The following is a 22,113-nucleotide window of genomic DNA, read 5'->3' as shown; positions in this document are numbered from 1 at the left end:
ACCTCTCTCTAACTATTCCTTTTCACGCGTCTAGGCGGTCTTCTTTGACGTTTTACTTTGTTCCTGTGTTTTATATTTCCTTTAGGCTTTATTGGCTCTAATTCTTCGATTCTAGCATCTGTTTTGGCTACATACTCCTGAAATGCTTTAACAGTCTGCGCAATCATCCCATATAAGCCAACACCATTTTCTTTTGATTCATCCGGAAGCACAACTCCATAATGAGTTGTAATATCATTTGTTGTAAGGATTGGATCTCCTTCTTTACGTTTCATACGCATATCATACAACTCGGCTACTTCTGTCTTAAGGTTGTACTGTTTAATTTCCCAGCCCATTACCTTCTCTAACGCATCAAATTTAATATCACGTATATTTGTTTTATATTTCTTTTTAGAAGATACTTTAAAATCTGCTGCTAAAACACCGTTGAAATAAGTTCCCCCAGCACTTTTCACTTGCACATAGGTATTTTCATAATTTCTGTTGTTCCGTAATAAGATGTTCTGAAATACGATGTCACTATCTCCACCAGGTGTCAACTTCAAATCAACAACTCGATCTCCATTTTGGCGGAAATTAAACCCTTCTTTTGCAGTGAAATAAGCACCACCTGTTCTGCTTTCCAGAAAAAGATTATTTTGGCTTCTCAAAGAAGCATAGGATGCTTTTGACTCTAGTTCTAGGCTTTGATCCGCTCTTAATTCTGCATGTCCATTTTGATTAAACGCAAGGGCCGCTGAAAAATAGACTCTGTTTGGATCACCATTTAGGTATCCATTTGATATTCCGATTCCTCCTGACTTGGGAGAACCTTCGAGTTGGTAAATTAACACTGCACCCTGCGTTGCTGTTATATCATTGTTGCCACCTAATACAATAGTGGGTTGCATGATATTACTTTGATTTATATAATAGCCCATGAAAATCCGAGTGATATACGATTCCATTAACCTAATAAACTGTTTGGAAATAGAGACATAGTTAGAATCATTGGCAGTTCTAAGAGTAGTTCCTGTTATTTCTCCGCCTCGAATCAAATTTCCATTCAATACTCCAGTGGTAATAAAATCCGCAACAATACGCCCATCTTTTGTCATTGCTATTTCATACGGACCATTTACCCCGTTTGATGAATACCCTAATCCGTTTATGTTCCACTGCCACACTTTTGAAGCTGTCATTTCATTTTTGGTATCCATAATTAAAATTCGGTCTGGATATACACGTACATTTCCACCAAATCCCGAATTGATTAATTTTGTGGCATTTTCTTTCGCTGCATCCAGTAAAGATCCTGGCATATTGGATAAATCTTGTTGGATTTGATCTACCTTACCAGCCATATCTGTAAAAGATTCTTTAAAGTTTCCAATGGTTACATTGATATATTCCTTTTTAATCGGATCATATTTATACGCAATAACTTTTGCTTGAATATCAATACCATCTTCCTCATGTTTAACTGTAACAATATCGCCCATCCAGACACGCTGCAAAATTTTATATTCTTTATACTCCTCTGTTTGAGACAACTCTTGAAATTCAACCTTATATGTCGCTTTTGGTTGATCGACCATCTGAATATCAAACATAGCTTTAGCGGCTTGACGTAACCTGTTATACGCTTCTTCTACAGGTAATGCGTCTTCATCATTTGCATTTTTACCAATAGCTGCTTTTATATGATTAAATTCAATAACTCGTATTCTCGGATGTGGATACTTATGAATCAGTGGACTATCTACATATTTTTCTGGTAATAACAATCCGTCAAACCCTTGTGGCATAATTCTGGTAGTAGGGCTTTTCCAGTCCACACTTCCTTCATAACCTAACAAATCTTTTTTATGCCTGATAACTACCCCACGGTTAGCTCCTCGGTTTTTCAACATCTTCACATCAAAGTTATCCCTTTTTAATTCACCACCCCATCGATTTACGAATGAATTATCTTGGCTCGTATCCAACATTGCTTCAACTGGATTCTTTCGAACAATACGCGCGGTGGATATATTGGTTATATCTGAATAAAAAGTAAAAGGATGCTTATATTGACACCCTGATGACAACCTAGCCATAGCTGCACTACCATTTGTGGGCTGAATAAATATATCTTCAATCAAATTTTCTGTTAAATCATAAAAAATATGGTAACAAACCGCTTTGATTTCTCCCATACTCACTTTAGGAGTTACCACGCGAAATAACTGATCCCCATCAGGAGTAGGAACTTTTATGATGCTCATCCCGTCAATTTTCGTTCCATATGGAGCAAATAAAGGATAATTAAAATTAAAAACAAATAAACCGTTGAGTTCCTCCTCAACAGTTGCACTATAAATATGTTTATCTAAAACACCAATTCCATTATGCGTAAAATCTGTTTCATTTGGTTTATATAAAGTAATCATTATTTATATCTCCATCTTGGCTGAATTGAAATAAATTGAATAGCCCCTGACCACTCTATTTTATTTACTCCTATTTGAAATTCTGGAAAATCACCAATCATTTTATCATTCATTGGCACTGTACCACTGTATGCCTCTAATAATTCTGAATCTACTACAACAGAACCATTTACATCTTTAATCTGAAAAGAAACATCATTAATGGAAATTCGAAATGTACCATTACCTGCAACGAACAACATTGGAGCCGATTCCATTGTACCCGGATTATAAATAGATCCAGGAGTACTCAACATTATGTTTACATCTTCTGTATACTCAAAAGGATCAAGCGTAAAGTCGACTTCAAACTCACCGTGTTCTTCAATTTCATTTGCAATATCACCTATTACAACATGTTTAATTTTTCGATACACATCATCATCTGTAAAATATAGTGTCTTGCCATTCATCAACCAAGCCTTCATGCGCCGAACTAGTGGCTTAATATTCTCTTCTTCAAGCATATTGAACTTTATTTTTAAAGGGACGTTTTTAAACGCCCCTTTTTTTGTAAGTGAACCATGTCTACCCGGCACTTCAATATGTTCTACTTCCTGTTCTGCTGTAGGAATAATAGGGCGTTCTACCATACATATTCCATAGTCACTTGCTAACTGATTATCGATACCTATGTCTAGCAATTTAAGTCCTCCCTATTCCTATTTTTACATTACGACCACGCTCAGCAAACCAATCATTTGCTTTTTCAAACATACGATCCACATCACGTTCATTATTAATTGTGTTATAAAAATTAATTTCTACAGGACCACTGTCAATTTGTTGAACAATCGGTTGGACTGCTCTTGTCGCTAGCGTAGACAGATTAGAAGCAATGTTATCTTGTTTATTTATTCCATATAAATTTAACTTTTTAAAAGTATCATCAACCATATTTGAAATGTTATTAAGTGCGGATTGTAACACATTACCTTTGGTTGACTTTTGGTTTGGAGCATTATAAAAATCTTTAAAAATCTGCTCTCTGAAACCAGCTACTTTCTTACCTATCTCCAACCACTTTCCAGACTCTACAAATTCCTCTTCTAATATCTTTTGAAAAGGATCTCCACTCTCTAATACACTACGAATATAACGAGCAACAGGATTATTTTCGCTCATACCACTATTAACATCATAACCTTCAAGCTCTTTACCAACTTGTTTAAGTGCATCCCTCATGTCTACGGGTAAATGGGTAATCCAATCATTAAGATAGTCACCATCTTCCAATATTGCCTCAAAATAACTCCGAAGAGGATTATTATTATTCATGTCGTTTAAAGTGGAGCTATTGAAAGTATTTAACGTAGTTTCTAATACCGTATACACTGAATTTGCTAAGTTTTTAGCTGCCGCAAGAACTGTTGACATTGATTGTTCCATACCAACAGCAAGCCCGGCACCAACTTGTTTACCAACCTGATCCCTCATTTTTCGAGATGGACTATGGATGTCGAAGAAGGAAGTAAAACCGTCAAGAATATCGTTACCAATAGATTTCACCTTATTTAACACTTTACCAGCCATGCTACCTAGACCATCTATCAATCCACTTATGATATCTTTACCTATCTTGAATAAATCAATCTTCTTTAATGTATCAACAATCTTCGGTACAATATCTGTCACGATTGTAGAACCTAATTTTCCAACCATACTCACAATACCTTTTATTAAAGCCCAGATCAGTTGAACACCAGCTTCAAGGATTTTAGGTAGATTCTTAATTAACTCTCCTGCTAAAGTAACAATTAGCTTTAATGCTGCTGCAATTAATTCCGGTATCACCTTTACGATCCCAGCAATCAACATAAGTAAAATTTTCACTCCAGCTTCCAGTATCTTCGGCAAGTTTGCAATTAATGTGGATGCTATTTTGACAATTAAATCTAATGCTGCATTAATAAGCTGTGGTAACACTTGTACGATACCATCAATAATGGCCATTAAAATCTTTACACCGGATTCAATTATTTTAGGTAAGTTTGTTAATAAAGTATCCGCCACTTTGGTGATAAGATTTATCGCTAAATCAATAAGTTGCGGTAGCATTTTAATGATTCCGTCTATCAAGCTAGTTAAAACCTTAACACCAGCTTCAATTATCATAGGTAAATTCGCTGTAATGGCTTCAATTAAAGTTGTAATGACTGTAATAATTGCTAAAGCAATCATAGGTAAAGCTTGTGTGATTCCTGTGATTAATGAAACTAATAAATTTATTCCCATTTCAATTAGCTGGGGTAAAAATGACATAATTCCATTAATAATAGTTTGAATAATCGTTACAGCTATTTGGATTAACTGTGGAAGCATCTGCATAATTCCATTTATTAAAGTTAGAATCAATTGAAGTCCTGTTTCTATCAGAGTAGGTAAGACTTGTACAATCCCAGAAATTAAAGTTTGAATAATTTGTATTCCCGTTTGTATAATCATAGGGAGATAGGTAGCAATCATCTGCGAAATTGTATTTATAATCCCAACAATGGCTTCAAGCACAATTGGAGCCGCTACAACCAAACCATTCACAAGGCTTGAAATCATTTGTGATCCGGCTTCAAGAAATTGCGGTAATGCTGTTGTTACGAAATTGGCTATATTAGTAAAGATATTCGTAATAGTTTCAAGGATAATTCCTGAGTTTGCATTCAAATACTCTGCAATCGCTGGCAAATAACGAGATACAGAGATGAGAACACCAGGAAGCCCACCAATAATCGCTCCCGCTATAGTAGGGCCAATGGTCTTAAAAATTTCACCTAACTGGCTAAAATCTCCCGAAAAAACAGCTTTTACTGCATCAAAAAGATGAAGGCACGCTTCGCGTATCTTACTGACTGCCAATCCTATTATTTCAGCCGCATTTTGAAATCCTTTTGGTAAATGAGTAATCCAATCATTTAAATAATCTCCATCAACAGCCGTATAAAATAGATATTTACCTAGTGAAGATAATGCGTGCCCAAAGTTTTGAACACTTTCAATTACACCATTTATGCTATTTTTGAATCCTTCATTGGTCTGCCACAAATTCCGCATCCAAATAACCAATCCGGTAATAGCTGCGGATGCGGCTATTACTCCCCCAACTACCAATGCAACTGGACCAGCAACAGCCCCCATACTTACGCCAAATATACCAGCTATACTGGATAAGGTGACAAACACTGGGGCTAAAGCCATGCATGCTCCAACAAGTATTCCAAGCGCTGTTACAATTGTTGTAATAGCTGCTGCTAATGCTGGATGTTCTGAAACAAAGCCCGCAAAAGCACTAATTACATCAGCAATGACTCCCAAAACAGGTTCAAGTGCCATTTTCAAGTCGTTCATAGCTTTTTGAAACTTTACAGCTGGGCTGGCATCCATTTTCTTAATCATTTCATTTAGCTGTTCTTGATTCTTGTTCAAATCTATAACTTTATCTTGAGCACCAATAAGTGTATTGGTTATATTCTGGCCTTGATCTTCATACATCGTTCCGAAAAGCTTAACACCAATCTCATTTCGCTTTGTTTCATCTTCAATACTAACTAGCGCTTTCGCAATCTCTGTCATAGCTGCCGAACCTTCTTTACCGCCTTTAGCGACAGATTGCCCCCACTTTTCTAACTGATCAGCCGAAATTTTAGTGCCTTCAAGAGCTTCTTTCATAGACTTGTCGACACCTTGACCAAATTCAGCCGCTTTAATACGCCCTTCTTTCAGTCCATCTAAGAGATTATCAATCATTTGTATTCAACGTGATTCGCAACGTCACGCCCGTTCTTATGAACTGCTATACGTCACCGTATAGATTAGACTATATCTTCAACTACTTGAGTTGCTCCCCGTTTCGAGTGTCATTTGCTTACACCCTACGTCTCTCGACTAGTCGTTGCACGTTCCTTAATTAAAAGGCTTCGCTCAGTATTGTCTCATTTGAGAGTTCCACTGAATTAAAGGAGTTTTTCATTGTATGTCGCCATACAAGGGAACTATAATCTAATTCCAGGTACCTGTATCAACACCAGCCTCCATAATCGCTTGTACTTCTTCAGCATTGTAACCTGCTCGTGTTAGCTGCCCGCCATATTCAGCGATAATGTCCAATTGCTCAGGAGGAAATCCGATTTTTAACAGCCGATTCGTTAACCCTAAGGCCGTATCACTAGTTATCCCTAATTCATTACCAATTTCATTCGCTTCTTGAATTAACTCAGTAAAATCTATTCCTGCATAAGCACTTGCAATGGCTCCTGCTCCTTTTACAATGGAAGCATTAGCCTTATCGCTTACAGTTTGATTTAATGCCCATTGTCTACGTGTACCCTCCAGTGCTTCTTCCACATCAACACCATAAGCTTCTAAACCGCGAACCGCTTCTTCTACTGATTTTTTAGAGGATGCCGGAACTTCAAAAGAGACGTCAATTTTTGTTTTTAACTTAGAGGTATCAAGCGCTTGCTCAATGGCTCCTGAAATACCACCGCCAGCCATTAATCCACCTAGAATATTTTCTAAGCCTATATCTAATTCTTTGAAACTGTGCGACGCTCTCTCTGCTTCTCGTGAAAGGTCTCTCAAATCATTTCGAACTTGTTGTAATGAGTTCCCATCATCTATAGAACGAAGAGATCGCTGTAATTTCTCAATATCTGCTTCTGAACCTAATGCTTCACGACCGATGATTTGAATTGCTTGTTCTAACTGCCTAGCTGTCGCTGTACCGTTTCGTATTGCGTTTGTAAGGTTATTTCCTAATGCATTTGCAAAATGATCTACACTCGTTTCAGTCGCATCAAAGAATGTCTTTAATTGTTTCGTTGCGTTTTCTTGTTCCTGCAAACTTCTATTTGTCGCACTTAATTGATTCTGCAACTGCTGTTCTGCTGTCCGAGCTTGTATAAGCTGCGTTTCATATCTTTGGATTTCACTAGCATTTTCACCATACTGCTGTTTGGCTTGATCTAACTGTTTCTGATAGTTTTGTACTTTACTAGCTGCAACAGTATGTTGCTCTCCAAGATTATCTATTTTTAAACGTAACTTCTCTATTTCTGAAGCATTCTCACCAAGCGTCGCTTTTTGTAACTCGTATTGAGCATTCAACTTAGAAAGAGAAGATTGCAACTGCTCTTCCTGTCCTTTTAGCTCTTTCAGTTTTTGAGCTGCCTTAGCTGTTTCGCTTGTTCTTTCCTGTTCAGCATCTCTCGCCTGTTTTAAACTTTCAGAAGTTTGTTTAATACTATTCGCTAACTGTTGTTCCGTTATTTGCTGACTTCTTAATTTTGATTCTAGCTTTGCTACAACAGTAGAATTTTCTCCGTACAATTCTTTAGCACGTTGTAAATGTTCCGCTGTTGCTTGCGTAGCCCTTTGTGCAACTGCATACTGTTGGGAAAGGTTTTGAAGCTTTGCTTGTAGTTTTTCTGAATCAGTAGCATTTAATTTCATCTGCTCTTCTTGCAATTTCATTTCTTGACGAAGTTTTTTCGTTTCCTGATTCATGCCCTTCATAGCATCATTAAAATCTTTATTTTGCGCTTTAAATATAACTTCAACTTCCGAATTATTTCTTGCCATTATCTCACCTACCTTTACTTGGGATTGTTACGCCATGCTTCAAACGCTGTAATCCCTGCGTAAATACGCTCAACAGACGAAATTGGCTCATGCCAAAAAGTCTCTGGATCTATTCCAGAGACTAGACAATACAAGACGTATTTATCTTCCACACATTCAATTTTAATGTCTGGATTTTTTACTTTTTTTCACCGTTACCGCCGCTATTTGTACTTTTTTTCAGTGCTGCGGCAAATTGATTTGGATCTTGACTAATTACATCAACAACCAGCTTCGTATATAGTTCCATAGATTCTGCTAATGAATCATGATACTTCTGTAAGAAATCATCAAATGTTAACTTTTCTTTTTGGTTTGCGCCTTTAAACGCCATATAAATCACTTTATGAATACTTGTTTGATCGATTTGTTCTAAAGCTGATAAATCTTTATTATCCTCATTCCTTAATCCATCTAATGCTTGGAATTTCACGATATCAGCAATAATTGAACTAGTAATAAGCCCTTCTTCTTGGCCTTTTTTCAAAGCGTAATTGGTTAAAAACGCCGGATAGTTCTGTTTATTAATAAAACGTTTTTCATACTCACCTTCTACTTCTACAAATTCGACTTCTTTTAATGTTATTTTTTGTACTTTCATCTGCTATTTCCTCACTTTCATTTTCTTCTCATTTAAATCCAAAAGAAAAAGCCCTGTATGAAACTAGGGCTTTAAGCTGAAGTTGTTCCTTTAACAAGAGCTGAATTAAATTGTGTATGCCACTTTTGAGCGACTGTTGCATCTGCTAATTCATCCACAAACGCTTCATAATAGAATTTATTTAAATCATCTGGTAAGGCCGAGAATTCTAATTCCATCATAGCCAATTCCTCTTCACCACTCGCAATTGAAAACTTAAAACCAGAAGAATTTGAGCAATTTGGAAACGCAATCAGTTTTACAACATCATCAAAATCGTCTACTACATCTGCTGTAAATACAAAATCATTTCCTTTAGACTCGCTTCCATATGCCCAAACACCTGGTTTTAATCCTACTGTATCAAATCCAAAATAATCCCTTACTACTTTAACAGGAATATGTGCCGAAACAGTTACCTTAATTTCAGTAGTCTTTGATTTCTTTTTTAACGTCACACCACCGCATACCTTTTTCATTTCTTTGATTTCTGGTTCCCCTTCAATTGTCCCTACACATCCGAATTTTGTACCAGGTTCTTGCGTACCTTTCTTCTTAAATTGAATACTTGCATTCGCAATTGACATAGAATTAAATTCTTCAATCGTTTTAGCCATTTATAATTCCTCCTCTAATACTTTATCTACACCTTTGTGTAATTTTTCTAGAATCTTAGGTTTTGCATTCATAATCCCACGTTCTGCAAATCGTTGTTCTAATGGATTATGCGGACCTCTCCCTTCGTTTGGGAAGACTAAATATCCAAACGACCCTTTCTTATTAGCCGCTCCACCCCTAGCTTTTATCTTAAAACCCAAATTCATTTCTTCACTTTTTGACCAGTTACTATGTTTGGCATGTACTTTATTTTGAACGCTCCATTTAGAGCGAGATACTCGAATAAGCTTTGTAATCTCTTCTGTCGCAGTTTGGACACCATCTGTATGAAGAATCTTGTTGATAACAGGTTCCATCTTGTTTGGTAACTGTCGCATCTTTTCTTCGAGTTTTTCTATCGCTGTATAATCAAGATTAAATGCATTCAATCGGAATCACCCTCTTAAACGTAAAAACAACACGATCAATATAACGATCTGTATCTTTCAATTGAAGTCGATCGCTTTTTGTGCCGACAAAAGATACCATTTTCACTTTACCAATCCATGAAATAATATCAATGACCTGTTCATCTAAATTCAATTGATTTTCCGATAAATAACTAATATATATACTTTGAGAAATCGAACGCTCATTTGAAGAGGGTTGAAACTCACCATATTCTAAAATAAAACAATTATATCCCTCTTCTGTTAGCTGCGATTCTTCATCTTCTGCTAGTTCATCCTCAACAACTAAAAGCTTAAATCCGTCTTCAATGGCTTTTTTTATGCCGCTTCTTTGCTCTTTCATAAGCTTTTTAGATTTTTCATTCACGAGATTTCACCACCTGCTGCAAATAAAAGAAAAGGTATTGTTTATTAGAATCATGATCCGCTTTAATCACGTCATATTCGATTCCATCCATTAATACCTTAAGTTTATTTTTATTTATTTTTCTAAATGAAGGTGGATATAGCGTTTTAACTTTTAAATCTAACCCCGTTGTTAAAACCCCTACCATTTTGTAATCACTGTCCCGTAAAGACATCACTTTATAGGCAAGTTTTCCTTCTTCACGAAACTTCTCACCTATTCTTTTCCCCTCTTCTGAACGCTCTGTTTTTTTATATCCGTATTGTAGAAATCCATCATTTAAGGTTTCTCTATACGATTTTAGAACCATTGATTACACCAACTTTTCCTAAAGCCACATCTAAAATAAGCCTGGATAATTCACTTTTATAATTTTTTTCAAACTCATCACCTGCATTGTTATAGACATACCGACACCGTTCTAACAGCAAATCTTTAGGCGTTAGCTCCTTTGAAAAATCAAAAGACGCATTTGTTAAACCCAACAAATACGCCTCTCCTTTTTCCAAAAGTTTTATTAAACTAGCATCCTCTTCATTCCACGTGATTTTAAGAACATCTTTTAATTCTTGCAACAGATTATCCATTCACATCACCTTCTAATAAAGTGACTAGTTCGGCCTTCGTTGCATTAGACTTGTATTCAATACCACTTTGATCTAACAAAGACTGAATCTCTACCTTCGTTAATGCTGAATAATTCCTCTCTTCAACAGGAGAGGATGGATTAGGGCGTTGTAGTGCCTTCTTTCGGTTCTAGCGCTGTAATGTCAAATACAGTGAACGAATCAGGATCTAACGGACGACCATTTGCAAGTTGACGAACGAGATATAAACGTTGATCTTCAATTAAACGGATTGTATCGTCTGATTCTAAACGTTGTTCTGAAGCAACTCCCATAAAGTAATCTTTCGGTTTACCAGAGATCATTGTATTTAGTGGGACGGCTGGCGACTGGACCATCGTTAAACCTGGCACTCCAAAATTATCATATGTCCAAGTACCATCATCTTTACGTTTTGCACCAATCGGGAAAAATTTTGTTGCATAATCCAAAGGATTCACAATAAGCGTTACCCCTGTATAGCGTTTCGTTCCTCCTTTAGTAGTAGGAGCTAAGATTTTTTTACCGATTGTTACAGGAGTAAAGTCTTCTAAAACAACTTTCTTTTTATCTGGATAAATACCATCTGTTACTGATCCTTTTAAATCTTTGATCATACCAATTGGTTGTTTTTTCCCTGTCCCCATAACAATAACTTTTTCTAATTCTTCTGCTACAACTTCTTTCATAAATGCACGCACATACTTATCTAACCACTCAGGACCTAGTTCAAACATAGCTTTACATACAACTAAAAACCCGCTAAGTTTGTACATTCCTTCTTCAATTGTTTCAAAACCTTCGTCAATCATTTCTCTAATTGAGTCACATACATCGCCCCAAAACGCTGTCGTAGTGCCCTCTTTTCTAACAACCCATTGTGTCTTTGCTCCTACGGTTTGGAAATTAACAAGAGAAAGTAACGGATGTTCCTTTTCTAAATCTTCAAAAACTCGTTCGAAAACAGTGGGCGGCATCAATTGATGTGTTTCGCTAAATGATTTAACTTCAATTGCTGCATTATAAAATTTCTTTTCTTCATTTGTTAAAACACGCACACCGCGAGAGGCCAACACTTGAGCATCCCAATTTTCATTTTTGGCTTGTTGTGCTTCATTAATTACATCATTCATCATATCCTGAAAATGCTGCATATTGTTCTCCATGTTTGCAACAATACGTGCCGCTACCGCTTGTGCATCACCTGTTTCAAGCGCCTCTTTTACATTATTAATTTGTTGATCTTTATTTTCGATTACCGGACGATCTAAATTTTTAATAGTCATCTTATTCCCTCCTGTTTTTAAGACAATCGAGTAGAGGGAAAATAAAGTAATTATTCTCGCCCCTCTCACACCACCGTACATACGGTTCCGTATACGGCGGTTCAGTTTATATTACAGTGTGAACTTTTAGATAGCGTTCTAAAGAAGAAGGGAATCCCCTCTTCTTTAGTCTTTGATTTGAGATGGCTCTTTGAACAACTTTCGATAACCCTATATATCGGAAGCCCTTTCGACAGTAGGTTAATCCCTTCGCTTCTTCCTCCGGAATCCCTAGTTGAACAAGCGATTTGATTTGTTTCTTCGGTACTTTCCATTGCTTCCAGATAATCACTCTAATTCTGGCGCGGAGCTTCTGGTCTACTCGCTCCAGAACACCTTTCATATTTGTACTCCTGAAGTAATTGACCCATCCAAATATCACTTGTTTAAGTTTCAATATTCGATAGTCTAACGGTACACTCCAGCTTCGTTTTGTCAGTTGGTGCAGTTTTCTTTGAAATTTTTGTACCGAGATTGGATGTGGTTTCGTTTGATATCTCTTATCCTTGAGGGTGTAATAATATCCAAACCCTAAAAATTTTAAATCTTTTGGCCGAGAGATTTTACTCTTTTCTGTATTGACTATCAAGCCTAGTTTCTTTTCTATGAATCTCACGATTGATTTCATCACTCTGCCCGCTGCCTTCTCACTCCTCACAAAGATAAGAGCGTCATCAGCGTATCTCACAAATTGAAGTCCTCTACCCTCGAGTTCCTTATCCAGTTCGTTCAACATAATGTTACTCAGTAAAGGGCTGAGATTGCCTCCTTGCGGAGTTCCGACTGGTGTTTCTTCATATTTCCCATTCACCATAACTCCACTGACTAGATACTTTCTTATGAGAGAAATGACGTCTCCGTCATGTATTGAGTTAGATATAATTCGCATCAATTTATCGTGATGAACTGTGTCAAAGAATCTCTCCAAATCAATATCTACTATCCAATCATATCCGTTGTTTAGAAATTCCAAGCTTTTAACAATTGCCATCTCACAACTTCTTTTTGGTCTAAAACCATAACTGAATTCACTGAACTGCTTCTCAAATATCGGGCTGAGTATTTGATGAATGGCTTGTTGAACGACTCTATCCACTACTGTTGGTATTCCCAGCTTGCGCATCTTGCCATTCTCTTTTGGGATTTCCACTCTTAAGGCAGCTTGTGGTTGGTATTTCCTTGTTCTAATGCGCTGACGTAGCTCGTCCTTGTGCTCTTTCAGATATTGCTTTAGTTCTTCGACTGTTACACCATCAACTCCACTAACACCTTTGTTTTTATAAACGCGTAAGTAGGCTTCATTCATATTTTTGTTGCTTAAAATTGCTTCTAAGAGTTCCACACTCGTTTCTCCTTTCCCTTCACGTAGTAAGTGACAACTCCATTTTGATTATCCTTTGAGATACGCTCATACTTTCATCATTAACATATTCGGAGTACGTCACTTACGCATTCATGGCGTTGAAACACTATAAACTGTTCGGCCCTTCATGAATTTGTTCCACTACTATGGCTTCGGCTGACTTCTTGCGGTTAACCATTTTCGACTGTACTGTTAGTACATCCGCAAGATCTCCCAGGGTAAGGCAGCTATCTTTCCTCTTTTACTCGCCTGATTTACTCTACAAAGTTACGCACATCTTTTGGACTTTAACTTGTTATGGAGCCTCATCCCTTTATAAAGCCTTCATATCAGGTTTCTGTTCGTCGAGCCAAGATTTTATTCCACGCTTCCTCCAGCCCTTACCTCACGGTAAGTACCTTGCGCTTCCTTAGTGGTTGGTCGATGTGTACCCCCACAGTGGACTTCCACCACCTAGATAGTTGCCATGCCTGGCACACATAAAAAAAGCACTGCTTTACGCGCGCTTAAATTTGTTAAGTATATTTTCAGTTGAACCTGCTGCTACTGGTTCATTCTGCTGTTTATTTTTATTTCGGAATTTCTGAAGTACATTATTTTTAAATTCCTCTGGATCTACCACATCGTCATCTTCTACATGTTCATTTACTTTGTGAGCCAATCCAATTTCTACTGCCTCATTGGCGGTAAACCATGTTTCATTCGCAATCATTGTCTCAATTTCTGAACGTCTCCCTTGATAACGAGTCATATAAATATCCGCAAGCGATTTGTCAATTCCTTCAAGAGCATTCAATGTCTTACGAATATCTAATTTTGTCCCCCACGTCCATGTAGAAGCTTCATGAATCATTAACATAGAACCTGTATTCATAATTAGTTCGTCTGCTGCCATTGCAATAATAGATGCGGCGCTTGCTGCCAGTCCATCTACGTTAATGATGATTTTTGCCGGATGGTTTTTAAGTTGGTTATAAATCGCAATCCCATCAAATACATCCCCACCAGGACTATTCAGATTGATATTAATAACATTAGCCGAAGTAGCTTTTAATGTTTTCTCAACATCAACTGCTGATGTAGAATCACTCCACCATGATTCGCCAATATCACCATAAATCGTTATGTCCAACGAATCAGCTTTTGCTTCTGCTTTAAATGCATGTTGGACATTAGCTAGATGATTATACTGTTCATTTTTATAACGTCTCATTCTTTTCACCTCCCTCCAAAGAATCAGCTTCTTGATAGTTCTTTGTAACAAAGCGTTTATTTGCCCATTCTTCTTCAATTGGCTCTCTACCTAGAATAGTTAAGATATCATTGATAGATAAGCCACCTATTGCAAAGAGCTTATCTAATGCTGTCGCTAGTTTGGTAATATCAACAACTTTAATTTTCGTTGTATCAATCTTTAAATAGGACCGTTTCAAGAAATCCTTTTTCTTGTACATCTTACGATTAAATTCATCTTGGATTAGTTTCGCAATGGGATTAATACAAAAGGCTAAAAAAGAATCCATTTGTTTTTCAATATCTGAAACGTCACCCTTCAAAATACCTACAGGAACATGGAAGGCTATGGCAACATAATTGAAAATATCATTAATTAAGGCTGCTATATCCCTACTCGTTCCGTTACTTGAGGTACCTTTCTGACCATCGCTAAAATCCTCAAGACTATAACCATCTTGTAATTGAAATGTAGATGTTTCTTTATTTGGATCTAACCAATTTTTAAGTTGATTATCAAATAACTCATCTACTTGTTTTTGTGTTTCGTCATCTTGTGCTCTAAAAAAGTTCCCCTTTAGTAAGAACCGCTTACTGTTCTTTCGTTTGTAATAATTAATGGACGATATTAATAGTTTCCCTAAACTTTCATACATTCCATCGATTACTTGCATAATGTTTTCATCATTTAATTTAAAATATAAAACCTCAGACTCTTTATATTCTCGCCTCAAACTTAAATCACCAATAACAACATTCTTGTATTCATTTTCTTTAAATGCATAATGATCTACCGTAAATTCATCAGCAATATACAATTGGTCATTTGACATAATAACCAAACACTCATTATCATCGATTAAATGATGCACAAGACTATGCATAAATTCAGAAGCATTTTGATTTTGATTCGGTTGAACATTTAGTAGATAGTAATTTTCTCCACGAATTTCTTTTCCCTTATCAAACGTTTGTATTTCACACATTGTAAGTGCATTTGCAATCAAATCAATACAACTTTCCACTGCTAACTTCTTATAAAAATAATCTACTTTTAATTCATAATCACAACCATCTACAGTTCTAAAATTTTTACCACTCAAAAACCCTTTAAACCAATCAATTACCCCCATTTCACACCTCCTTTTAACCACCGAATACTCTAAACATTTTCTTAATTGTCTCTTTTGTAATAGGGATTCCTTCTTTTAACATTCCATCTAGAGTTAGGGCATGTATTAACGCCATAAATCCATCCGTTTTACGTAAATAAGGTTCGATTTTTTCATAACTAATATTTCCTTTTGAATCTTTATCTACATACACATTATTGGTGTACCAACGCATCATACGATCTGCACCGTATACAATGCTCTCCGTTGCAAACATTTCTTCCACTACAGGTTGTAGCTTGGTATGTGTTACCTTTCCACTACGAGCTATCTCAAGATGAAAACCTGCTTCTTCAAAGATTTGTTTAATATAATTAATCCTATATAAGTCTGAAGCGATTGATTTTATATTGTATATTTTCGCTTGTTTAATAAACCATCCTAGAATATGCTCTGGTTTATTAATGACATCATCGATAATCGTTACAAGCCCTTCATCTATCGCTACTTGAATATCAATTTTAAAGTTTTTATTCTTTAATGCTTGACGATTAATAAAAGTATGATGTTTCCAGTACCTTTTCCCTTTATATTTAAATAACAAACCTACACCAACAAAATCATTAATATCCGAGAAATCAATACCACCTACACAAGTCTGTCCTTTTAATTCCTCCAATGGAAACTCTTGATCAGTAGCTTTTATTTGCTCCCAACTTGCTACAGAGAACATCGTTTCTTCTTGTGGTAAATTCATACGTTTTGTCATGAATTCAATCCGTGCGGAAGGTCTCGTTTGCATGTTCTCATATTCTGTTTCCATCTCTTGCTTCAAATGAGGAAAATAAGGTAATGAAGGGTTTGCCTTCTCCCACATTTCAAAATCATCCACTTCACTTTCATCATCTAATTTACAGAGAAACGGAAACATGCGTGAATTAGGGAGTTCCTCATTCAATACTTGCCTAGCCACATCTTTAAAATCATCGAGTACACCGCCACGCACATCTCCATCTGTAGTTAAATAAAAACGGCGTGGATGTTGTACCTTCCCTAATGCTGATGTAAATACTTTGATGTTGTCATAACTTTCGTAGGCATGAATTTCATCAAAAATAACAACCCCAGGACGTAAACCATCTTTTGTCTTAGCGTTGTTCGTATAATATTTAATTTTCGATTTTGTTTTCTTGTATACTATTTTTTCTAACGTCCATTTAAAGAATTTCTTCATTCTCTTTTTGTACTCTTCTAATACATCATGAACATCCATAAACGACGTTAAAGCTTGCTCTTTTGAAGTAGCTACAATATCAACGTTATATCCTCGAATCCCTTGTTTGCTAACTAAGTAGAAAGCAAGCGCTGCAATGAATCCATTTTTCCCAGCACCACGGCCCATCAAAATTAAAAACTCATTAAACACAAGCGTTCCGTCATCATAAAACAAACCTACACAGCAAGCCAAAATAAAATCTTGATGTGGTAATAATTCAAACGGAAAATACCTTTCAATAAATTCTTTTGCTTTTGTAATTTCATCATGATTGATAACGATGTTGTTTTGGCTGAGTTTCTTCTTTAGAAGTCCCATTAATAGTTTGACTTCTTTCGATGACTTCACCCGGCCGCTTTCGACCATATTTATATAGTTATCAATATAGGGGTGATACTTATAATTCGTCATCGTCATCACCTGTATTTGGATTTTGCAAATTCATCTTTTTAATTAACTCTGTCATACTACGAATAGTTTCCCGGTATTCCTTTCCGGCTGGATTAGGTTTAATTCCTTTTTGCCCTCCACCGTTATCCCATGTAACCATACGTTCTTTCTTCCATTCTCTTTCCAATGCTTTTGATGCATCCCACAATGCCATGTATTTATCGACCAAATCAATGTACACCGCACTGTCCATTTCTTCATTTTCCAATTGTTGTAATAAATCTTGTTTAACTTGCATCTTTTTAGAGAGTTTTCGCAACTATACCCCCCCTTTACTTAAAAAAATAAAAAATATATTTTCTCACCACCTCCCCCCGTTGATCGGTCCTCCTACTAAAAGCCAAACTTTTTGACCGGGGGGTGTTTAAGAAACCAATTCAAAGTAAGCTTCAATAAAATCCAAAATAAAAAAGACTTCTTCGCTAGAAATCTTTAGGATGTCTGTCGTAAATATTAAATTCTCTTCTTCTTGTAATCTTTCTCTAACAACAGTAAGTTTAAGTCGTTTACACTTTCTTGAGTTCACACAGTCTCTTATTTGGCAGTAACGCCAGTAAGAATACTTTCGGAACTGATTAAGCATATCGCGTTCATATGACGTACGCTCGTCCTTCTCAGCGTATTGAATCATCATGTCAGTATCAAATGTCCAACTACCATCAACAATAATCATAGCTACCACCGTTCCTCATTCATGAACTTAGGTACCTTCTTATCAACCTTATCTAATCGATCATGCACTTCATTGTGACATCGAATACATAAGCATTGTAGGTTATCTAAATCCATTGCTAAATGTGGATGTGTCTTCACTTCTTTAAGATGATGCACATTCTCAGCAGGTTTGTATTTACCTTTCGACTTACACATCTGACACTCATGATTATCACGCTGTAAAGCCTTGAGTCTTAGTGCTCTCCATTCTTTAGACTTATAGAACTTCATAAGCTTACCTTCTCTTATGAGCTTAATATAGTCCATCGTTAACACACCGTCCTTGCTCTTATGCATCTAGGCTTACGATCTAACACTTGAGACTTCAGAACCTTTACCACAACAGTATAAGGAAAACTAATACGTTCTTTATATTCCAGTTCTTCTTCATACACTAAAGCTTCTTTGATTAGATCATTAAATTCTTTGGCCTGTTCACTCATAATAGTAAAAGCCTCATGGATTACCTCAAATACTTCTCTTAATGTTACACTACAAACAATTACACCTTTCATCTCTTCACCTCTTCTTTAACTTCCTCCAAAAAAATATATCTTCTTTGAATGTATAAACTACAATTAAAGAAAGTGTTGGACTTTTAATGATGCCGAATTTATGTAGAAAGTATGAGAGCAATCCATTTTTATAATATCTCTTAGCCCACCTAACTTGAGCAATCCATATTCCTAATAAATCCTTCACTTACTCACCCCTTATCTTTCTGTATAAGCACTCGTTCAACATCACACGAGCAGATGTTCATGTTCTTCTTGTAATAGTTATTGATCATGAATTGCAGCATGTCTATTTGATTCTCTGTTAATGGCTTACCATTACATTTCGTTCTTCCACTAAGTTTCAGGTACTTTCCTAACTTAAACACATCTACAAAAGCACCGTTACATTTCGGGCAAACAGTTACTTCTTGATATTCATCTTCTCGTGCTTGATATGTTTTAATTTGATAGTCACAAGCTAAACAGCATCTAGAAACATAACACATCTATCCTCACCCCTTATCTTTCCCTAACAGATCATCCAACAACTTATTGATTACACTTGCTATAGCTTCTTCTTTCTCTTCAAATGTCGCGCTCTCTTGTAATTCGTCTAACACTTTGATTACATCTGGCAATCGCTCTAATCCAACATACTGTTTTATCTTCTTTTTACTACGAAGAGCGCGAAGGATTATGCCGATGATTATTGTTTTTTCCAGTTTATTAAAGTCTATTTGCATTTACATTCACTCTCTCAAGCATCGTTTCATGAATTCCTTTAGCTAACTTTTCCGCATCTACTTCTTGAGGTTTCTTCAGTAACTCTTCAATGCCTTTTGTTAATAGATACTGTTCCGTTTCCTTCGACAAAACAATATCCGAAGGAAGTTTATTTGTTGTTATAACATCAATCAGAAAATCTTCTACCATACTCTGACCATCACAAAGGAACATTCCTGCCATCAACTTAATGTCATGCGTCTTGTTTCTTATTAAATAAGAAAGCTGTTCAAGTTCTTTATAAATCTCTTTCTTTTTATTATTGATAATTGTTTGTTCTATCGTTCCTAATTTCTCTTCCTGCTTTTCTAGTGGCGCAAATTTCATTGGTCTTGTTGGGCCTCCACATCTAACACAACTTAATCCATCGGTATGCTTTGCAAGAATAACCGTTTTGCAATTTTCATCCATACATTCAATCATTGTTTTAAATTTCATCACTTATCCTCCTCCATAATCAAATGTTCCAGTCCTTGAACTGCTTTATCATCTAAACGAATATCCATCAATCCCAAAATCTTAATTACGTCTTCTAACGATTTGATTTTACTCGCATCAATCTTATGAGGATATCTCGGTCTAAGATAAATACTACCTTTCTTTTTCTGTGTTAATTCCTGTTCATCCATATTTCATCCCCCTCCAAAATAAAAAGCACCCAAATGGATGCTTTTCTCTCAATTATTAATTTATATTTAGATTGTGGTACGTGAAGTTTTATTCTTTTTCCAATTACCTAATGTTGCTACACACATCTGCGCGAACATTATTAGGTAACTGGAAGAAGAGCAAAAGCTCTCCTTATTAACGGTGACATTCAATCAGTACCATCTGCTGGTTTCGGATTTTATGTGCCGTCATTATGAAGCCGTTTAGAAATTTAGAAACAACATAGTGAGTTGTGTTTTCCGCCACTTCTCACAATACAAATATATCATGTTAAAAACCAAAACGTGTCCGCAAATCGTTCGCAAATAGTCCGCAGATAGTTCACGAATAGTTCGCGTTTTTGATTTATGTATTTTTTCACATCGTTTTTCAGCCTCTTTCCGCATAGTTTTGAATAAATATGTTCTTTAATCTTAGAAAATGAATTAGCTATAACCTGGATTGTGTTAAATTCACCTATTCCGTTTAACCTTAGATATACCAATCTCTTTCGCATTTTATAAAAATGAATTTGACACTTTCAGTTTAAAGCTAATTCAATAAGTGTTAAAAAAATAAAGGAGCTAGATTCTAAACTTCCTTTGATAATCATTTAATGTATCTTGCTCCATTCCAATGTATCTCAATGTTTCTTTCTGATCTGTATGATTTAACATCTTTTGCAAAGCAACTACATCCTTAAATTGTTTGTAATGATGATACCCATATGTTTTTCTGAGTGAATGAGTTCCTATACGTTCTAACCCAAACTCTTCTGCTGCTTGATTTAATATTACATAAGCCATAGCACGAGTAATCGGTTTATTCTTTCCATTCCTGCTCTTAATCAAATATTCGTTCTTCGGCTTTCCTTCTGTATAATTTCTGATAGCTCTCTTCAATTCTGAAGGCATCTTCACGTCTTTAATTTTCTTCGTTTTCTTTTCACGGATTACAATATTCCATCCCTCTACATCACGAACACGTAAACGTAATATATCCGATATTCTGAACCCTGTATTAATACCAAGAAGAAACAAAATGTAGTTCCTCTCATTCTGTTTCTTATAAAACTCTTTTATCTCTTGTATTATTTCTTTATCGCGAATCGGTTGTACAATGTTCATACTACTTCTACCTCTTCATTTTGCGCCTTTTGTTTAAATACTTCTTTTCGCAAACTAAAAGCTAAACGTAATAAAGCTTTGCCTTTCACTTTATAATACGTGGTTCTACCTAACTTCACTTCATCCATTATGTCTGGATCGTAACCCTTTTCTTCCTCCATATAATACATATGAATTATTTGTCTTTCTCTTTTTGGCAGCCTGTTAACAGCTCTATGAACCCAATTCATAAATTTATCTCTAGCCATCTCATATTGTATTCTTTCAATTGCTATGTTTTCAGTAGAACTATTAAACTCATTCGTTACAGATGGAGGAACAATTGAATACGATGCGGTTACTTTAGGTAAAATGTCACTTGGCATTTGAGATAAATACATACGATACTCCTCAAATACTTTTTCAACTTCATTTTTTGTCTCTTCTTCATCTAAAACAGGCATTTTAAATGTTAATTGTTTATTCATATTAAATTCCTCCATTGTTATTATTTTTGTCTTAATGCTCCACGTCTTCGTTCATAACGTGGTCCGCGAATTCCCATTAATTCTTCAATGTCACGAGTACTTAATTTCTCTATTTGTTTTTTCTTATTTTTCTTCTTAGTTTGTTTTGTTTGCTTTTTCCACTCGCGTAGCTGATCTCTTAACACCTTCATTTCCCCATCTCCCTTTTCAAAATAAAAAGGACACCTATTCCTAAAACAGTTATACTTGCTGTTTTAGTGAATTGGCGTCCTCTAGTTTTCTAGCCGGACTGTATTCATTTGTAATCTCGAATTTTGTCTAAAGTTTGTGTTTT

Annotated in this window: 26 protein-coding genes and 1 pseudogene; all 27 read right to left on the bottom strand. The window is 35.9% G+C overall.

Features of this window, described 5'->3' with window-relative positions:
• Positions 1-8: 8 nt before the first annotated feature.
• Positions 9-2,414 (bottom strand): phage tail spike protein, encoded by a 2,406-nt coding sequence (locus tag QCI79_RS21120; RefSeq protein WP_021728194.1) that lies wholly within the window; start codon positions 2,412-2,414, stop codon positions 9-11.
• Positions 2,414-3,097: a phage tail domain-containing protein gene (locus QCI79_RS21115; protein WP_023901438.1), complete on the bottom strand. Its 684-nt coding sequence runs from the start codon at positions 3,095-3,097 to the stop codon at positions 2,414-2,416. The genes QCI79_RS21120 and QCI79_RS21115 overlap by 1 nt, the downstream gene beginning before the upstream one ends.
• Position 3,098: 1 nt before the next feature.
• Positions 3,099-5,939 (bottom strand): hypothetical protein, encoded by a 2,841-nt coding sequence (locus QCI79_RS21110; protein WP_228220127.1) that lies wholly within the window; start codon positions 5,937-5,939, stop codon positions 3,099-3,101.
• A 507-nt stretch (positions 5,940-6,446) separates the two neighbouring features.
• Positions 6,447-8,027 carry a coiled-coil domain-containing protein gene (locus tag QCI79_RS21105; protein ID WP_021727576.1) on the bottom strand — a complete coding sequence of 527 codons (1,581 nt, stop codon included), beginning with the start codon at positions 8,025-8,027 and terminating at the stop codon, positions 6,447-6,449.
• Positions 8,028-8,205: 178 nt separating this feature from the next.
• Complete coding sequence (locus QCI79_RS21100) at positions 8,206-8,667, bottom strand: hypothetical protein (RefSeq protein ID WP_021727577.1); 462 nt, start codon at positions 8,665-8,667, stop codon at positions 8,206-8,208.
• 71 nt (positions 8,668-8,738) lie between these two features.
• Positions 8,739-9,323: a major tail protein B gene (locus tag QCI79_RS21095; protein WP_021727578.1), complete on the bottom strand. Its 585-nt coding sequence runs from the start codon at positions 9,321-9,323 to the stop codon at positions 8,739-8,741.
• The gene (locus QCI79_RS21090; RefSeq protein WP_021727579.1) at positions 9,324-9,752 is read right to left on the bottom strand and encodes a hypothetical protein; all 429 of its coding nucleotides are present in this window, start codon (positions 9,750-9,752) and stop codon (positions 9,324-9,326) included.
• Complete coding sequence (locus QCI79_RS21085; RefSeq protein WP_021727580.1) at positions 9,739-10,140, bottom strand: hypothetical protein; 402 nt, start codon at positions 10,138-10,140, stop codon at positions 9,739-9,741. Before QCI79_RS21085 ends, QCI79_RS21090 begins: the two co-directional genes overlap by 14 nt.
• Complete coding sequence (locus QCI79_RS21080; RefSeq protein ID WP_021727581.1) at positions 10,133-10,489, bottom strand: phage head closure protein; 357 nt, start codon at positions 10,487-10,489, stop codon at positions 10,133-10,135. Before QCI79_RS21080 ends, QCI79_RS21085 begins: the two co-directional genes overlap by 8 nt.
• Positions 10,470-10,766 (bottom strand): hypothetical protein, encoded by a 297-nt coding sequence (locus QCI79_RS21075; protein ID WP_021727582.1) that lies wholly within the window; start codon positions 10,764-10,766, stop codon positions 10,470-10,472. The genes QCI79_RS21080 and QCI79_RS21075 overlap by 20 nt, the downstream gene beginning before the upstream one ends.
• Positions 10,759-10,869 (bottom strand): annotated as a pseudogene (locus tag QCI79_RS21070) (hypothetical protein); the annotation flags it as partial. The gene QCI79_RS21075 and the pseudogene QCI79_RS21070, both read right to left, overlap by 8 nt.
• Before the next feature lie 37 nt (positions 10,870-10,906).
• Positions 10,907-12,070: a phage major capsid protein gene (locus QCI79_RS21065; protein WP_021727584.1), complete on the bottom strand. Its 1,164-nt coding sequence runs from the start codon at positions 12,068-12,070 to the stop codon at positions 10,907-10,909.
• 106 nt (positions 12,071-12,176) lie between these two features.
• Positions 12,177-13,451 carry a group II intron reverse transcriptase/maturase gene (gene ltrA / locus QCI79_RS21060; protein ID WP_021727498.1) on the bottom strand — a complete coding sequence of 425 codons (1,275 nt, stop codon included), beginning with the start codon at positions 13,449-13,451 and terminating at the stop codon, positions 12,177-12,179.
• Between the two features lie 517 nt (positions 13,452-13,968).
• Complete coding sequence (locus tag QCI79_RS21055) at positions 13,969-14,685, bottom strand: head maturation protease, ClpP-related (protein WP_021727585.1); 717 nt, start codon at positions 14,683-14,685, stop codon at positions 13,969-13,971.
• The gene (locus tag QCI79_RS21050; protein WP_021727586.1) at positions 14,672-15,838 is read right to left on the bottom strand and encodes a phage portal protein; all 1,167 of its coding nucleotides are present in this window, start codon (positions 15,836-15,838) and stop codon (positions 14,672-14,674) included. Before QCI79_RS21050 ends, QCI79_RS21055 begins: the two co-directional genes overlap by 14 nt.
• Before the next feature lie 13 nt (positions 15,839-15,851).
• On the bottom strand, positions 15,852-17,504 hold the full coding sequence (locus QCI79_RS21045) for a terminase TerL endonuclease subunit (protein ID WP_021727587.1): 1,653 nt from the start codon (positions 17,502-17,504) through the stop codon (positions 15,852-15,854).
• On the bottom strand, positions 17,491-17,802 hold the full coding sequence (locus QCI79_RS21040) for a hypothetical protein (protein WP_021727588.1): 312 nt from the start codon (positions 17,800-17,802) through the stop codon (positions 17,491-17,493). Before QCI79_RS21040 ends, QCI79_RS21045 begins: the two co-directional genes overlap by 14 nt.
• 105 nt (positions 17,803-17,907) lie before the next feature.
• A complete protein-coding gene (locus tag QCI79_RS21035) occupies positions 17,908-18,216 on the bottom strand; it encodes a hypothetical protein (RefSeq protein WP_021727589.1) in 309 nt (102 codons plus the stop codon).
• Between the two features lie 2 nt (positions 18,217-18,218).
• A complete protein-coding gene (locus QCI79_RS21030; RefSeq protein ID WP_228220125.1) occupies positions 18,219-18,488 on the bottom strand; it encodes an HNH endonuclease in 270 nt (89 codons plus the stop codon).
• A 38-nt stretch (positions 18,489-18,526) separates the two neighbouring features.
• Entirely contained in the window at positions 18,527-18,772 is a 246-nt protein-coding gene (locus QCI79_RS21025; protein ID WP_021727591.1) for a hypothetical protein, read from the bottom strand.
• 191 nt (positions 18,773-18,963) lie between these two features.
• The gene (locus QCI79_RS21020) at positions 18,964-19,260 is read right to left on the bottom strand and encodes a hypothetical protein (protein ID WP_021727593.1); all 297 of its coding nucleotides are present in this window, start codon (positions 19,258-19,260) and stop codon (positions 18,964-18,966) included.
• 6 nt (positions 19,261-19,266) lie between these two features.
• Positions 19,267-19,497: a hypothetical protein gene (locus QCI79_RS21015; protein ID WP_021727594.1), complete on the bottom strand. Its 231-nt coding sequence runs from the start codon at positions 19,495-19,497 to the stop codon at positions 19,267-19,269.
• On the bottom strand, positions 19,481-19,975 hold the full coding sequence (locus tag QCI79_RS21010; RefSeq protein ID WP_021727595.1) for a hypothetical protein: 495 nt from the start codon (positions 19,973-19,975) through the stop codon (positions 19,481-19,483). Before QCI79_RS21010 ends, QCI79_RS21015 begins: the two co-directional genes overlap by 17 nt.
• Positions 19,975-20,166 (bottom strand): hypothetical protein, encoded by a 192-nt coding sequence (locus QCI79_RS21005; RefSeq protein WP_021727596.1) that lies wholly within the window; start codon positions 20,164-20,166, stop codon positions 19,975-19,977. Before QCI79_RS21005 ends, QCI79_RS21010 begins: the two co-directional genes overlap by 1 nt.
• 603 nt (positions 20,167-20,769) lie before the next feature.
• Positions 20,770-21,312: a tyrosine-type recombinase/integrase gene (locus QCI79_RS21000; RefSeq protein WP_021727597.1), complete on the bottom strand. Its 543-nt coding sequence runs from the start codon at positions 21,310-21,312 to the stop codon at positions 20,770-20,772.
• A complete protein-coding gene (locus tag QCI79_RS20995) occupies positions 21,309-21,779 on the bottom strand; it encodes an ArpU family phage packaging/lysis transcriptional regulator (protein WP_021727598.1) in 471 nt (156 codons plus the stop codon). The genes QCI79_RS21000 and QCI79_RS20995 overlap by 4 nt, the downstream gene beginning before the upstream one ends.
• 20 nt (positions 21,780-21,799) lie before the next feature.
• Positions 21,800-21,970, bottom strand: coding sequence for a hypothetical protein (locus QCI79_RS20990; RefSeq protein WP_021727599.1), 171 nt, complete (start codon positions 21,968-21,970; stop codon positions 21,800-21,802).
• Positions 21,971-22,113: the final 143 nt, after the last annotated feature.

This window comes from Bacillus cereus group sp. MG1, from assembly GCF_040460035.1.
Classification (GTDB): domain Bacteria; phylum Bacillota; class Bacilli; order Bacillales; family Bacillaceae_G; genus Bacillus_A; species Bacillus_A cereus.
This window is presented reverse-complemented; position numbering and strand designations above follow the sequence as displayed.